This window comes from Natronomonas sp. (assembly GCF_047616845.1).
Classification (GTDB): Archaea; Halobacteriota; Halobacteria; order Halobacteriales; family Haloarculaceae; genus Natronomonas.
Genome location: NZ_JBLGBY010000027.1, coordinates 14,603 through 28,772, shown reverse-complemented (window position 1 = coordinate 28,772; position 14,170 = coordinate 14,603). Strand labels below are relative to the sequence as shown.

18 protein-coding genes are annotated in these 14,170 nt (G+C 63.9%); 5 read left to right on the top strand and 13 right to left on the bottom strand.

Annotated features, from left to right (window positions below; all coding sequences use genetic code 11):
• Window positions 1-285 precede the first annotated feature (285 nt).
• On the top strand, window positions 286-1,278 hold the full coding sequence (locus tag ACI8UR_RS07140) for a hypothetical protein (RefSeq protein WP_411713789.1): 993 nt from the start codon (window positions 286-288) through the stop codon (window positions 1,276-1,278).
• 6 nt (window positions 1,279-1,284) lie between these two features.
• Here ACI8UR_RS07140 and ACI8UR_RS07135 read toward each other — a convergent pair whose 3' ends face one another.
• Together ACI8UR_RS07135 and ACI8UR_RS07130 are read right to left on the bottom strand one after the other, a co-directional pair.
• Window positions 1,285-2,331, bottom strand: coding sequence for a M42 family metallopeptidase (locus ACI8UR_RS07135; RefSeq protein WP_411713788.1), 1,047 nt, complete (start codon window positions 2,329-2,331; stop codon window positions 1,285-1,287).
• A 207-nt stretch (window positions 2,332-2,538) separates the two neighbouring features.
• A complete protein-coding gene (locus ACI8UR_RS07130; RefSeq protein ID WP_411713787.1) occupies window positions 2,539-3,258 on the bottom strand; it encodes an ATP-NAD kinase in 720 nt (239 codons plus the stop codon).
• A 91-nt stretch (window positions 3,259-3,349) separates the two neighbouring features.
• Between ACI8UR_RS07130 and ACI8UR_RS07125 the strand changes: the two genes are divergently transcribed.
• Together ACI8UR_RS07125 and ACI8UR_RS07120 are read left to right on the top strand one after the other, a co-directional pair.
• Window positions 3,350-4,411, top strand: a complete 1,062-nt coding sequence (locus tag ACI8UR_RS07125) for a polyprenyl synthetase family protein (RefSeq protein WP_411713786.1) — start codon at window positions 3,350-3,352, stop codon at window positions 4,409-4,411.
• A 67-nt stretch (window positions 4,412-4,478) separates the two neighbouring features.
• On the top strand, window positions 4,479-4,916 hold the full coding sequence (locus ACI8UR_RS07120; protein ID WP_411713785.1) for a hypothetical protein: 438 nt from the start codon (window positions 4,479-4,481) through the stop codon (window positions 4,914-4,916).
• Between the two features lie 179 nt (window positions 4,917-5,095).
• Here the strand turns inward: ACI8UR_RS07120 and ACI8UR_RS07115 are convergent, their stop codons facing one another.
• The 8 genes from ACI8UR_RS07115 to ACI8UR_RS07080 form a co-directional block, all read right to left on the bottom strand.
• On the bottom strand, window positions 5,096-5,362 hold the full coding sequence (locus ACI8UR_RS07115) for a hypothetical protein (RefSeq protein WP_411713784.1): 267 nt from the start codon (window positions 5,360-5,362) through the stop codon (window positions 5,096-5,098).
• Entirely contained in the window at window positions 5,355-5,762 is a 408-nt protein-coding gene (locus tag ACI8UR_RS07110) for a hypothetical protein (RefSeq protein WP_411713783.1), read from the bottom strand. The genes ACI8UR_RS07115 and ACI8UR_RS07110 overlap by 8 nt, the downstream gene beginning before the upstream one ends.
• Before the next feature lie 60 nt (window positions 5,763-5,822).
• The gene (locus tag ACI8UR_RS07105) at window positions 5,823-6,608 is read right to left on the bottom strand and encodes a cytochrome bc complex cytochrome b subunit (protein ID WP_411713782.1); all 786 of its coding nucleotides are present in this window, start codon (window positions 6,606-6,608) and stop codon (window positions 5,823-5,825) included.
• 4 nt (window positions 6,609-6,612) lie between these two features.
• Window positions 6,613-7,416: a cytochrome b gene (locus tag ACI8UR_RS07100; RefSeq protein ID WP_411713781.1), complete on the bottom strand. Its 804-nt coding sequence runs from the start codon at window positions 7,414-7,416 to the stop codon at window positions 6,613-6,615.
• Window positions 7,417-7,418: 2 nt separating this feature from the next.
• Entirely contained in the window at window positions 7,419-8,264 is an 846-nt protein-coding gene (locus ACI8UR_RS07095) for a ubiquinol-cytochrome c reductase iron-sulfur subunit (RefSeq protein ID WP_411713780.1), read from the bottom strand.
• A gap of 3 nt (window positions 8,265-8,267) precedes the next feature.
• Entirely contained in the window at window positions 8,268-8,669 is a 402-nt protein-coding gene (locus ACI8UR_RS07090) for a hypothetical protein (protein WP_411713805.1), read from the bottom strand.
• The gene (locus ACI8UR_RS07085) at window positions 8,666-9,322 is read right to left on the bottom strand and encodes a halocyanin domain-containing protein (protein ID WP_411713779.1); all 657 of its coding nucleotides are present in this window, start codon (window positions 9,320-9,322) and stop codon (window positions 8,666-8,668) included. The genes ACI8UR_RS07090 and ACI8UR_RS07085 overlap by 4 nt, the downstream gene beginning before the upstream one ends.
• A 133-nt stretch (window positions 9,323-9,455) precedes the next feature.
• The gene (locus tag ACI8UR_RS07080) at window positions 9,456-10,370 is read right to left on the bottom strand and encodes a hypothetical protein (RefSeq protein ID WP_411713778.1); all 915 of its coding nucleotides are present in this window, start codon (window positions 10,368-10,370) and stop codon (window positions 9,456-9,458) included.
• Between the two features lie 87 nt (window positions 10,371-10,457).
• Between ACI8UR_RS07080 and ACI8UR_RS07075 the strand changes: the two genes are divergently transcribed.
• Window positions 10,458-10,937 carry a hypothetical protein gene (locus tag ACI8UR_RS07075; RefSeq protein WP_411713777.1) on the top strand — a complete coding sequence of 160 codons (480 nt, stop codon included), beginning with the start codon at window positions 10,458-10,460 and terminating at the stop codon, window positions 10,935-10,937.
• 3 nt (window positions 10,938-10,940) lie between these two features.
• Here the strand turns inward: ACI8UR_RS07075 and nth are convergent, their stop codons facing one another.
• On the bottom strand, window positions 10,941-11,624 hold the full coding sequence (nth, locus tag ACI8UR_RS07070; protein ID WP_411713776.1) for an endonuclease III: 684 nt from the start codon (window positions 11,622-11,624) through the stop codon (window positions 10,941-10,943).
• Window positions 11,625-11,763: 139 nt separating this feature from the next.
• Here nth and ACI8UR_RS07065 point away from each other — a divergent pair, with 139 nt between their 5' ends.
• Window positions 11,764-11,886 carry a hypothetical protein gene (locus ACI8UR_RS07065; protein ID WP_411713775.1) on the top strand — a complete coding sequence of 41 codons (123 nt, stop codon included), beginning with the start codon at window positions 11,764-11,766 and terminating at the stop codon, window positions 11,884-11,886.
• Window positions 11,887-11,895: 9 nt separating this feature from the next.
• On the opposite strand, the gene ACI8UR_RS07060 is transcribed toward ACI8UR_RS07065, so the two are convergent.
• Both ACI8UR_RS07060 and ACI8UR_RS07055 read right to left on the bottom strand, forming a co-directional pair.
• The gene (locus ACI8UR_RS07060) at window positions 11,896-12,954 is read right to left on the bottom strand and encodes an NAD(P)-dependent glycerol-1-phosphate dehydrogenase (protein ID WP_411713774.1); all 1,059 of its coding nucleotides are present in this window, start codon (window positions 12,952-12,954) and stop codon (window positions 11,896-11,898) included.
• Window positions 12,955-12,991: 37 nt separating this feature from the next.
• A complete protein-coding gene (locus tag ACI8UR_RS07055; protein ID WP_411713773.1) occupies window positions 12,992-13,984 on the bottom strand; it encodes an NAD-dependent epimerase/dehydratase family protein in 993 nt (330 codons plus the stop codon).
• Between the last annotated feature and the right edge of the window lie 186 nt (window positions 13,985-14,170).

Genomic DNA, 14,170 nt, shown 5'->3' with positions numbered 1-14,170 from the left:
AGGAGTCTACTAACTTTCTAATCGTTTTTCTTGCTCTGCTGCAGTAACACAGCGAAAATATCGGGTCTCAAGAGCCTGAGTAGGGATTCGCTTGGTTTGAGGCCCCAATCTCAAACAGTTAGAAAAATATAATATATAACCAATACGGTACCACTTCTTTCGTATAAAAATGGAGGAGCGAATCGATGACATCGACGAGCAGATTCTGTGATTGACCGGGGCGAGGAGTGGATTATTTCTCGCGACCACCAAGCTATAACTCCACGGCCGGTAACAGTCCATGCCATGCAGCCCGACCCGAACGACCCCGATCTGGCGTGGCCCCTCTCTGTCGGCGAGCCCGGCCGTGAGGTGTGGTATTCGCTCGTCAGCCCCCACGACGGCTCGCTCGCCTTTTGGTATCGCTACACGCTGCTTTCGACGGCGGACGGCCTCCAAGAGGGTCGGCTGTGGGCGGCGCTGACCGACCACGAGAACCCCGAGAACTCCCAGTTCGTCACTGAATCGTACCCCTTCGAGGAGGTCTGGCCCGACAGCGACCCCTTTGGGCTGACCATCGGCGACGGCGCACTGACCTCGTCGTCGGCGACGGGCACCATCGGCGACGTCTCGTGGGAGCTCGACTACGAGCCGGACACGTACGCGTTCACGCCGCTGCGCAGCGAGACGCTGACGAATCTGCTGTCAGCCATCCTCGGGACAGGCAAACACTGGAGCCGGAATCAGTCGGTGTTCATGTCCGGCGAAATCACGGTCGGCGACCGCACCATCGAACTCGACGATGCGCCGGGTCATCAGGGCCATACGCTCTCCTCGAACCCACCGGAGGAGTGGACGTGGGTGCAGTGCAACGACTTCGAGAACAGCGACGCCGTGCTGGAGGCGCTTCGGCTCGACGACAAGCTCTCGCTATGTTTCCGCACGGACGGCGAGGTGTACGCGCTCAATCGGCTGAAACACGTCCTGACCATCAGCCCCTCGGCGAACAGCATCACTCACGACGAACCGGGCCACTGGCGGTTCCGCGGGGAAGGCGAGGGTATCGAACTCCAGGCGACCATCGAGGCCGATCCCGACCACTGGCAGACGGTCGCCTACATGGCCCCGGATGATACCCCCAGATACAACGCCCACTGCTCGCTGTCGGATGCGACGGTGACCTACAGCATCGACGGCGGCACGACGGAGACCATCACGAGCGACGCCGCACGCGCCGAATGGGTCAACACCGACCCGCCAGTGGGTGAAGCAGCCGATTACCGGCCGACGTGGGACTGAGCCGTTCTACAGCGTGTAATCGTTCGTCCCGTCCTCGCTTTCGAGGAAGGCGACGATGAGGTCGATGACGTCGCCCACGTCGTCTTCGTGGACGCTCTCGGTCGGGGTGTGAAGATACCTGGTCGGCACCGAGATGGCGCCTGCGGGTGTCGCGCCGGAGGTGCGCTGGAGGCCTCCTGTGTCGGTGCCGCCGGCCGGAAGCACCTCGAACTGGTGGTCGATATCCTCGGTTCGCGCGACGGTGCGCAGCCGGCGGTGGACTTTGTGATTCGTAATAACGCTCGAGTCTTTGAGCTTGATACCGGCCCCGTCACCCAGTTCGGTCACCCGTTCGCCAGCCTCGAAGCCCGGCACGTCGTTGGCCACGGTGGTGTCGAGTGCGAGGACGAGGTCGGGGTCTAAATCGACGCCGAGGGCCTCGGCCCCGCGGAGTCCGACTTCCTCTTGGGTCGTCGCCGCGAAGTGGATGGTTACGTCGGGGTCATCGATGCGACGGGCGGCTTCGAGCATCGCGAAGACGGAGACGCGGTTGTCGAGCGATTTGCCCGAGATGAACTCGCCGACTCGCGCCGTGCTCTGATCCATCGTGACGAGATCGCCGACAGCGACGTGTTCCTCTACGTCTTCGGCGTCAAGCCCCAGGTCGACGTTGACGTCCTCCACGTCCGGCGTCTTCTCGCGTTCCGCTTCGCTGAGCGTGTGCGGCGGCACCGAGCCGATGAGGCCGGGGAGGTCGCCGTTCTCGGTGTGGACGGTGACGCGCTGGGCGCGCAGAATCCGCGGATCCCAGCCACCGAGTGCGTCGAGTTCGAGGAACCCGTCGTCGCCGATGTGTTTGACCATGAAGCCGATTTCGTCCATGTGGGCCGGCACGACCACGTCGTAGTCGCCGTCGCCGACGCTGCCGACGAGGTTGCCCATCGCATCGGAGCGAACTCGGTCGACGTGTGGCTCCAAGGCCTCACGCACGAGTTCGCGCACGCGGTCTTCGTAGCCGGGGACGCCACGTTCCTCGGTGAGGTCGACGAGTAGGTCGTACTCGAAATCGCTCATGAAGACATCTGTGGCGCGAAGGCAGATAAACCGTGAGATATGCTCATACGGACTGCTGTATCTGTGTATCGCGACGACCACCCGCAGTCGGGCGGTCGATGCGGACATGACGTACAGCCGTCCGTATCATACGATTGTTGTACCAAATTACCGGCGAGCGGCCGGGACGGCTCGGCGTTCGCCGGGAAACGACTACAACAATCCGTATCAGAAGAACCGGCCGCTTTCGGGCACGACGAACGTCTCGAGATCGGCCGAATGTGAGAGCGTGACCGGGTCACCAGCGGCGACCGTCCGTTCGGTTCGACCGTCGGCGAGCAGCTCGACAGGCGTCTCGTCGCGCTCGACCGACAGCACAACCTCGTCGGCCGGCAGTATCCACCGGTCGGCGTCGGTCGCGAACGGCGCGACCGGAACGACCGAGAGAACGTCTGTTTCGGGGGCCACTGCCGGCCCGTCCGCCGCGCTGTTGTACCCGACGCTGCCGGCCGGCGTGGACGCGACGACGCCGTCGGCACGGAAGCGTGCGACCTGCTCGCCGTCACATCGCACCGAGAACTCCGAGATGCGGGCGGGCTCGGCCGCCATCAACGCGACGTCGAGAAGCGCGTCGACGGCCGCGAACGCCCCTCGTGCCGAGATGACGGGGTGACGTTCGGTCGGCGCCGCTCGCTCGAGCAGTCGCTCGAGGGCTGATTCGACGGCCGAACGCGGCACCGACCGGACGCCAGCGCCGGCATCGACCGGCAACACCGGCGCATCGACGGGGGCACGCGCCACCTCGACGAGTGCAGCCTCGCCCGCGGCGAGCACAATGGAGACATCGTCCAGTTTCTCGGGCAGGCCGACGACGGCTTCGCCGCCCGCAGTCTCGACTACGTCCGCGAGCCCGCCGTCCCCGATGATGCCGACACGCTGTCCGCTCATCTGTTCGGTGGAACGTCCGGGGAGGTCAAAAGTCCCTCGTCACGGCGGCCGCCACGGGAGGGTTTTTACCCTGGCACCGCAAGCCGGTGATATGCGCAGCGTACTCGACGAGTGGCGGCCGGTGGTCGATGAGACCATCGAATCGCTGCTCCCCCGAACAGTGGATGACGCCTATCTTACTGACTTCTTCGGTGATGCGACCTACGCGTACGACTCGACCGCGATTCAACACGCGCTCGCAGACCCCATCTGGGAACTGCTCGACCGCGGTGGGAAACGGTGGCGGGCCGTCCTCTTTCTGCTCTTCGTCGAGGCGTTCGACGAAGACCCCGAGGAGTTCCTCGAATACGCCGCGATTCCGGAGATACTCCACAACGGCACCATCATCGTCGACGATGTCGAAGACGGTGCGACACATCGTCGCGGCGAGCCCGCACTCCACCACACCCACGGTACCGACATCTCGCTCAACGCCGGCAACGCGATGTACTTCCTGCCGCTGAAGGTGCTTACGCGTGATCCCGCCGACCTCCCGCCGGACGCCCGCCTGGCAGCCTACGAGATGCTGACCCACGAACTCAACCGAACCCACCTCGGACAGGGGATGGATATCTGCTGGCACAACGAGAAGGCAGTCCGCATCTCCGAAGGGGAGTACCTGGAGATGTGTGCCTGCAAGACGGGCTGTCTCGCCCGTATCGTCGCCCGCCTTGCCGCCATCGTTACCGAGAATCAGGACGACGAGATGGCCGTCGCGAAGTACGCAGAGGAGATGGCAGTCGCCTTCCAGATCGCCGACGACGTTCTCGATGTCGAATACGCCCTCGAGGAAGGCGGTGATTTCGGCAAGGGCGTCGGGAACGACATCCGCGAGGGCAAGAAGACGCTGATGGTCATCCACGCGGCCGACAACGCAGCGCCGGAAGACATCGCCCGGCTCGAAGAGCTGCTGTGGAGCGAGGAGAACACCGACGAGGAGGTTATGGAGGCAATCGACATCCTCGAGGCCGCCGGAAGCGTCGAGTACGCGAAGCAGACGGCCCAAGACCTCTCGGAATCTGCCACCGGCCACCTCGAGGAGCTGGATTTAGCGCCCGAACCGACCGAGAAACTCACCGCATTCGCCGAGTTCGTCGTCGAACGGGAGATCTGATCGCGATGCTGCTGGTGAATGCCCCGATTTGGAAACACATTAATGATATCGGTGCCGACGAACAGACATGGATCCATCGGTGACGCTATTCGGTCCGGTCGACACCGTTCTCGGGCCGGTGATCGGCTACGTCATGCTGGGGCTCATCGTCCTCAACATGGTCGGCCGAGGCCTCGAGTACAATCGTATCGCAAGCCAGGCCGAAGCGGGCCCCGAGAAAATTAGCCGTCACCCGCTCCGTGTGGCGACGAACTTCCTGCTCGTCGTCGGCGGCTTCTACTACCTCACCGTCGAGCGCCACGCCGGCCTGATCGTCACGCTGCTCGTCCTCGGCGTCTTCCTCTCGGACTTCTTCGAGTTCGAGGCCCGGAAGGTCGAGTCCCGACAGGGCTGGGACATCGAGCGACCCTGGGGTTCCATCGGCGCCTCCGTCTTCGCGCTGCTGTACATCGCCTATCAGGCGCTGTTCTTCCTCGTCCGACCGTACTGGAGCGTCGTCATCTGACCGCGCCCCGCTGTTCGCGTCCGCGGCTCCTCGCTGTCACTGTTCTCTGCTGCTGCGCGCTCTTTGTCCACGAGGTCTCCCGCCGCATCCGAAATCACGTAGTCGGTGCTGTGTGAGACGACACGAGCGACAGCACCCGCTACTGGAGAACTGAGACGGCCGCTAAAACGTCGAACGGGCTACTCCGCGCTGCCGCTGCGATACGCCTGCAGTTCGCGGAACGCCGGAATGACGATCCAGAAGACCAACACGCCGAAGATCATGAACCAGCCGGTCACGTCCCGGAGTAACAGGGCGAGTTCGCCGTAGGTGCCGACGCTTTCCGGCGGCGGTGCGATGAGCTGTGTCCCCTCGAAACTCTCCGTCGTCAGCCACGCGGAGATGGCCAACCACACCAGCCCGCCGCCGGTGAGGATGCCGAGCCCCTTGGCGAATTCGTCAGCCATTATCTGATGGTTCGTCGGTGTCGTCTTTAGACTTTCCCATTCCCTCGGTTCGGAACCGCGTGGAGAACGCATACACCGCGCTCCCGACCACGATGAGCCCGAGCGCAAGCGCGACGAGCGGGAGGCTCACGTCCTCCGGTGCTGCCGTTGCCCGCTGTGTCCCCCGGTCGAGCAACACGAATCCGAGAAGTATCGAGACGATAGCGAAAAGCGTCGAGAAGACAGTAACCGTCTTGTATAGCCGCAGCGGGACGACGATGTCGCGGCCGCCGGGCGTCTCCGCCCCCGTGTCCGCTTCCGCCTCCGTCTTGCCTTCCTCGCCCGCGCTTTCCCCGGCATCGACATCGGTGTCAGCGTCGGGCGCCACGGCCGCGTCCGCGCTGCTCGTGTTATCGGCCATTACCGACATAACGACGGGACAGCGAGTAAAAGTGCCGAAACGCGAACCGCGAGCCGTACGTTACTTCGGCGGGCGCAGGCGGTAGTACCGGCGGTTCAGCTCGAACATGTACCCCTCACGCATCGTCTTCAGCACCGAGTACGCGATGAACCCGGCGACGACCGGCAGGAGGAACGTCAGGTCGAACAGTTCGTGGTTGCCGAGCGGGAACGTCGCCGTCACGAGGTTCTTCACCGCCAGCACGGCGATGGTGAACGCGAAGACCACGCCGCCGACGCCGATAGCCGCCCAGAACGGCTCCTCGACGGGCCGTCGAGCGCTTCCCTTGTTGAGGAACGGCACGATGGAGATGATGCCAACGACCACGAGGTTCGCGAGCACGCCGTAGACACGGTCGCTCATCAGCTTCTGGCCGCCGAGCAGCGTCAGCTCGGGGTTCAGCGGAACGAGCTTGAGCAGCCCGAACGACCAGTAGAGATACCAATCGGGCAGGATGACAGCCGGCGTCGAGTTGGGATCGGCCGGCCCCGGAATGTGCGGCGGGATCGCAGCCGAGATGAAGAACATCAGGCCGAGGAAGAACGAGGTCAAGGCGAGATTGCGGATCATCTCGTGGGGCCACGTCGGGAACGCCAACACGTCGCGCTCGACGTAGTCGGACTCCCGGCGCAGCTCCTCGTCCTCGCGGCGGGAGCGCTCGAAATACTCGTAGGTCAGCCGTGACAGCCCCTGCGTGCGCTCCTTGCGCTCCGTCCAGGTCGGCGCCTGGTCGTCCTGGGGGACGATGCCAGTGCCGCCGTCCGTCTGCGGTTCGTCTCCGTCGGTGGTGGATTCGTTGTCGCTCATTGTTTTAGTGCGGTTCCGCGATGCCCTGCATCCAGACGATGCCGATGTGAAGCGCGATGAGCACCGTCACGAGGAACGGGAGGATGAACACGTGCAGGATGTACATCCGTTGCAGCGTCGACTCGCCGAGCGTGAACCCGCCGAAGATGAGCTGGGCGACCCACTCGCCGATGAGCGGAATCGAAAGCGCCATCTCGACGCCGATTTGCCCGGCCCAGTACGACAGCTGGCTCCACGGCAGCAGGTAGCCGGTGTATCCGAAGACCATCGTCATCGAGATGAGGACGATGCCGAGGATCCAGTTGAGCTCACGTGGCTCCTTGTACGCGCCCGTGAAGTACACACGGAGCATGTGCAGGAACACCGCTGCCGTCATCACCTGTGCCGACCAGCGGTGGAGACTCCGGAGGAACGTTCCGAAGTTCAAATCGCCCATGATGAACAGGACGTTCGAATACGCGACCGTCCGTGCCCCCTCCGTCGTCGCCGCCGACGGAGCGTAGTAAAAGCCCAACAGCGCGCCGCTTATCGCGGCTACGACGTAGGCGATGGTACTGAACGACCCCAACGCATACAACGGGTACCAGTACCAGAACTTGTTGTCGAGGTTGTACTGTTCCGTGTGGCTCTTCGGCATCTGGAGGTTCGTCTTGTAGTACATATCCTCCAGCAGCTCGAGGTAATCGACGATACGGAGCCGACGATCCATCCAGATAAGCGCGGTGAGATACACCTCCTCGATCGGCGAGAGGTCTTTCGATTCCATCCACGCGTCGTGGTCGTGGTCGTCTTTGCGTTCCAAACTCATTGTCAGTCAGGCCTCGGAAGTGCGATGAACGTCTCGAAGGACGGCTCGAACGGGTCGTACGTCGACTGGTGGCACTGACAGTAGATACCGTTCTCGGCGTTGTACTGGGGTGAGTCCGGCGAATCCTTATACCCGGGGACACAGCAGAAGTGCGTACAGACGTTCAGGTACGCGATGGTGCCCTGGACGGACGCAGCGGAGTACCACTCACCGACCTCGCCGCCTTGGTTTGCCTTCTCCTCGATGCGCTTGCTGCGGATCAGCGTGACGGGGAGGACGCCTTCGGTACCCTGAGAGCGCCACGTCGTTTCGGCGGGCTTGCCGACGCCCTCGTCGCCGATCTCGTTGCCCCACGTCTCGTAATCCTCGAAATGGTCGAGGCGCAGGCGATCGCCCTCGCTGAGCTCTTCGGCCTGCCAGTTGTAGCTCGGCGAACCGACCGACTGGAAGTAGTTGTCCTGGTCGGCCGCCGGCTGGACGCCCGCCGCCTGCTGGCGCCCGCAGTACTGGAACCACTCGGAAGAGTACGTCTGCCCACCGAGTTCGGTGCGGGCGACGTCGTAGGTCTGACCGGCTTCGGTCACCGTCTCTGCTTCGGGCCAGACGCCACGGAGATAGCCTTCGTCGTCGAGCTCGAGCGGGATGTATGGCATCCCCCGCGGCGCCGGGCCACCGGTGTTCGTGATGCCGACGAACGGTGTCGGCCCACCACCACCACCGGTCGGCTGGGTTGCGAGGTTCACTGACGATGCGCCGCCGACGCCGACTCCGGCGAGGGCCGCGCTGCCGACGACTCCCTTGACGAACCGACGCCGTCCGGATTCGCTCGGATATTTGTCTTCGCTCATTGGTTATCGTTTGTAGTAGGGGTAGATGGCGCGTTTCAGCTTCTCAACGGCACCGTCCGTGATCTCTTCGCCGTGCATATCCTCTTGTTCGATATAGAGGTCTTCCCATTTGCGCCGTCGCTTCTTGACGACCATCACGTCCGGGAGGAACTCCTTGCGGTACAGAAGCAGGATGAACGCGAGGTTGATGAACACCGCCGCGAGCAACAGTCCAAGGAGGACGTTCCCTGCCTCGGTGCCCGTCGAGGTGCCAACCGCCCACCCAGCCGTCAGGCCGTAGGTGAACAGGCCGACGAAGATGATCTGGAGGACCGATAGGAGCACGATCGCAAGCGCCGCGACGGTGCTTTCACGAGCCGGTTCGTATCGGTGAATCGCGCCGTAGCTGTTGTCTGACATGGTCAGTTCGCCCCACTCGTGTGCGGTGATTCACCGTATTTGAGTGTGAAGAACGTGAACACCATCGACACCGACAGCATCAGCATGACAGTGACGCCGACCCAGTGTTCGTGGATGTCGACCCCGAACTCCGCGGGTTCCTTGATCTCGGGGCCGCCCGTCGAAACCGTTTCGACATCATCGCCGACTGCGATGCCGCCTTTCATGCCCTGCCCCTCGTGGGGCGTGCATTTGTAGGTCGTGATGCCGGCGTCCTCTTCGGTGAACTCGTAGGTGTAGGTGTAGCCTTCCTCACCGATGATTTCCTCGTGTTCGAAGCCGGCGGGGCCCTCATTTGGGACGGCGTTGTGGTTTCCTTCGCCGCTCCACTCCCACGTCACTGTCGTCCCTGGAGAAATCCAGATGGCCGGTGGGTCAAATGCGAACCCGTCGCCGGCGCCGACTTCAACTGTCACCTCGTCTTGGTCACGCAAGTCTTCCGTGGTGTCGTAGGCATTGGCATCGTCCAGATAGGGGCCGAATGCCGGCTCTACACCGCCGCCCTCACCGCCGGATTCCTCTCCGCCTCCGGCGGCGACGGCCGGCTGGGCAGCGCCCGCAGTTGCGGCTGCAGCGACGGTTCCACCGCCGGCAGCACGCATGAAGTCCCGCCTTTTCATACACCCGGGAATGAGGACTGTGACCGCTTAAACCCACCGATGGCGGGCGCGCGTACCGACGTTTTACGTCCGTTTCAGGGGCTGTTCGCCCCGTTCTCCTACTCAGGTGTGTTCGCACCGCCCAGGGCCTCTGTCACCGCCCTGAATCGTCCGATAGCCGCCGCTCCGCCGCCGCCTCATCCGCATCAATCGCCTCGCGATGGATTCGCTCCATCGCTTCCTCGAGTTCGCGGCCGCCCGCCTCGAAGGCATCATCGGGCATGAACGACGGCCGCTCGTCGGTGCCGGCGCCGACCGCACGCAACCGGTTGCGGTACTGCTCCGAACGCATCTTATCGGAGAGCCGAGCGTTCGCGACAGTCAGAAAGAGGAACACTCCCGTGAACAGGAAGACGAAGCCGAGCGTCAACACGATGGCGCCGGCGAAGCCGATGTCGATGAGGCCGACGATGCTGCCGAACCACACGAGGATGAACGCCACGCCCGAAAGCGATGTCGCGCCGGCGATGACCTGCAGCATCTTGTTTCCGAAGTCGCCGCTTCCCTCCGGCACTGCATCGGGGTGGGGCAGACCGGCATCTTCGTCCACGTCGGGCACGTCGTACGACTCCATCGAGCACAGCGCGACCATCGGCTCGACATCGCGGAGAATCGTTCCGGTACCCTGGATACTGCCGTCCGGGCGGACGATGACGTACCCCTCATCGGAGTAGGCGACGACCCGCTCATTTTCGCCCTCGCCAGCGCGTTCGATAACGGCGAACACCTCGCGTCGCTGGACGTTCGAACGCAGCTCCTGCTCGACGCGGTCAAGCAGCGCCGCACCCGTAATCCAGGAGTCCTCGTCGAAGACGGCCTCCCACTCCTCGACCGTCATCTCCGCCATCTCGCTGGCCCCGAAATCGTCGAAGTCGTACTGCGCTTCGACCTGCTCTCGGAGTTCCTCGGTCGACAGCGATGCCTCGTCGGCGGCCTCGGAACCGGATTTGGGGTCGTCCGGCTCCGCCGCGTCGCGGCTCGTCTCCGAGGACTGCCGGGAATCGGCCATTACCGTCAGTAGGGGCGTCGTCGGCTTACGTTTTCCGACCGCGGACGACACGGCACACTCAAGCGGGCGCCGCCCTAACACCGGACAATGGCCCCGGACGCGCAAGTCGCGACCGTCGTGCTTCTCTCCGTCGCAGCCAGCTTCCCCTGCTTTCTGTACGGCGCGTGGATCATGATCGACAACGAAAAGATTACCTGGGGCATCCTCACCTATCACCTGAAGTTCATCCTTGCGGGGCTGACGCTGACGACCGGCCCGCTTCTGTTCTGGATGGCGCCGCGGCTGCTCGAACAGCTCGGCGGGTTCGCGGCCGTCCACGCCTTCTTCGGGTTACAGGCCTACGCCTTCCTCGCGTTCGGCTTCACCGGCATCGTCCGCATCTTCAGGGCCAAATACGAACACGACCTCTACACCGAGTACGACGAGGACGTACTCCTCGATGAGATCGGCGACGAGAACATGACGTTCTGGCGGCGCCGGCTCCGAATCGGCGTGTTCGGCTACACCGCCTGCTGGATAGTCACCTTCCTTACCGGCTTCGCTCGGTACGTTGCGCTATACGCCTGAGCCTCACCACTCGCTGCCGTCAGCGAGGTCGATGTCGCTGTCAAGCTTCGAGGACGGACAGATATCCTCCAGCATGCAGTCGGAGCAGTCCGGGTTCCGCGCCGTACACGTCGCCCGCCCGTGACTGATGAGCAGGTGCGTGAGTTCCTTCCAGTCGGTCGCGGGGACGACGTCCATGAGGTCGTCCTCGATGGCCTCGGGCGATTTCTCCTCGGTCAGCCCCAGCCGGCGTGAAAGCCGCTGGACGTGTGTGTCCACGACGATGCCCTCGGTGAGGTCGTGACCGTGCTGGAGGACGACATTCGCCGTCTTGCGCCCGACGCCGGCGAGGTCTGTCAGCTCCGACATCGTGTCGGGCACCTCGCCGTCGTGTTTCTCGACGATGTCCTCACAGGCCGATTTGATGTAGCTCGCCTTGTTGTTGTAGTAGGTAATCGAGTTGATATCTTCGGCGAGTTCCTCCTCGTCGGCGTTGGCGTATTCCTCGGGGCCGTCGTATTTCTCGAAGAGGTCGGCGGTGACCGTGTTGACCCGCTCGTCGGTACACTGCGCCGACAGGACAACGGCGATGAGTAGTTCCAGACGATTCGAGAAGTTCAGCGAAATTTCGGCGTCGGGATACTGCTCGTAGAGGCGGTCGAGCACCTCGACGACCTGCGATTCGCGTGGCTCCAGTGGCGTTCCCATGTTCGCTTCGGCGTGGGCCGGCGTCTTTGCTGTTCGGGCTTCGAGTTTGTCGAGCGTTTCATCTGCTCGTCGCTGGCCCCGGAATCAACCGCTTGCTCGTCGGCGGCTACCGCGAAATCAGCTGTTGGCGTGCCAAGCGGTGACACGCATCCGGTGGATTAAATCCGAATGCCACCGTTCGCCGATGTATGCCCGGCCCGCCTTCCTCCGTGGCGACAACGTCGACATCATCCGCTATGGCCTGCTCGCCGACGAACGGTAACCCCTCCCACTACAGCACGCCCGTCATCGTCGCCGCCTCGATGGCGGCGGCCTCCTCGATGCCGTCGCCGAGAATCGTGTAGCGGTCACGGATTTCATGGGCCGTCGTCGTCGCCTCGATGAACTGCTCGTCATCGATGTCCAGTTCCGTGGCCGTCGTCGGCGCATCGATGCCAGCGAGTGCGTCCCGGACGCGGCGCCAGTCCCCGCCCTCACCGCTGTGGAGATACTCGGTGACGATGGAGGCGACGCCGACCTGGTGGCCGTGCAGTGCTGCGCCCGGTGCCAGCCGGTCGAGCTGATGTGAGATGAGGTGTTCGGCCCCCGACGCCGGCCGCGAAGAGCCAGCGATGGACATCGCCACGCCGGAGGAGACGAGCGCCTTCATGACGACCCAGGCCGACTCCTCGAGGCCGCGCTTGATGGTGTCAGATTGCTCGACGAGTAGCTCCGCAGTCATCTGTGAGAGCGCGCCCGCGTACTCGCTGTACTGGACGTTCTTGAGCCGATTGGCGAGCTGCCAGTCCTTGACGGCAGTGTAGTTCGAGATGATGTCGGCACAGCCCGCAGTTGTCAATCGCCAGGGGGCGTTCGCGATGAGCTCCGTGTCGGCAATGACCGCAAGCGGCGGGTCGGCGGCGACCGAATGTCGACTGTCGCCGTCGGGAACCGACCCGCGACCCGAGACGATGCCGTCGTGACTCGCCGCCGTCGGCACAGAGACGAACCCACAGCCGCGCTCGTCGGCCGCCATCTTGGCAATGTCGATGGGTTTGCCGCCGCCGAGCCCGATGAGGAAGCCGGCGTTGGCTTCAGTGGCCGTCTCCAGCACCTCCTCGACGGCCGAGAACGAGGCCTCCTCGACGATGGCGAGTGCGGGGTCGAAACCGGCTGCCTCGAAGGCGTCGAGGAGCCGGTCGGCAGCGAGCTCTTTCGGCGTCGGGCTGGTGACGATGAGCGGCCGCCCGTCGAGATACAGTTCCTCGACCGCCTCGACGGTGCGGTCGAGGACGCCGTGGCCGACGACGACGCTCCGCGGCAGGCGGATCCACGTCGATTTCTCGAACATAGCGGGAGTGCGCGAGGGCGCGGTAAAACCGTTTGGCCTACGCGACCGTCTCCAGAACCTCCATCAGCCGCTCCTCGGTGTCGCGCTCGGGGCCGTTCTCCCGTCCCGTCCGCTCCGAATCGCGATGATCGGCGACGGTTTCGGCCAGCGCCTCCTCGTGGGGCGTCGACTCCCAGCCCAGCGACCGGAGCTTGTTCGTATCGAGCAGATGCGGATAGCCACGGTAGATGGGAAAGTCGTCGAGCGATACGTCGACAGCACCGAGCTCGCGCGCGCTGGCGAACACCGTCTCGATGTCGGTGTCGCACGCATCCGCGATGTGGTCGACCCACTCGCCCAGTACGGGCGCGTGGTCGTCGCCGACGTTGTACGCCTCGCCTGCCTCGCCCTTCTCGGCGACCGTCCGCAGGGCGCTCGCAACGTCTTTCCCGGAGACGAGATGCCAGAGGTTCGTCCCGTCGCCCGGCACGACGATTCGGTCGTGGTTGTCGACGCGGTCGATCCAGTAGTCGAACCGCTCGGTGTAGTCGTGGGGGCCGTAGACGACCGGCGGCCGGACGGCCATCGCGTTGACCCCGCGGTTTGCGGCGGCGAAAACCGCCCGGTCACCCTCCGCCTTCCGCGGGCCGTATGTCTCCATCGAATCGTCGATTGCGTCCTCGGCCGAGCACTCACACAGCGCCGTCTCGCCCTCGCGTTTCGGGATGGTCTCCTCGTCGTAGGACGCCCCCGAGGAAATGTAGACGTAGGCGTCGACATCGCTGAAGATATCCGTCGCGGTGTGGACGTCCCGCGGATAGTAGGCGACACAGTCGATGACGATGTCCGGATCGAGGTCGAGGCCGGCCCGCCGGAGTTCGGCCTCGTTCGTGCGGTCGCCCTCCACATGGTCGACGCGGTCGTGGTCGGCAAAGGGGTTCTCGTGGTTCCCGCGATTGAAGATGGTCACGTCGTAGCCGGCGTCGAGGAACTCCTCGACGGTGTGTCGGCCGATAAAGCGCGTGCCGCCGATAATGAGTGCGTGCGTCATGCGGAACGCTCGGTGCCGAACTGCGAAAAGTGGTGCGGACCGCGCGTAGCGGTCGGGAAACGCAGACTAGGCGCCGGTCAGACGGTGGCTCCGACCAGCAGGACGTCCTGGGTGCTGGCGAACTCGACGGTCTCACCGTCGGCGACGACTTCGGCGGGACCGATCGAGTACACGTTGGAGTTCGCG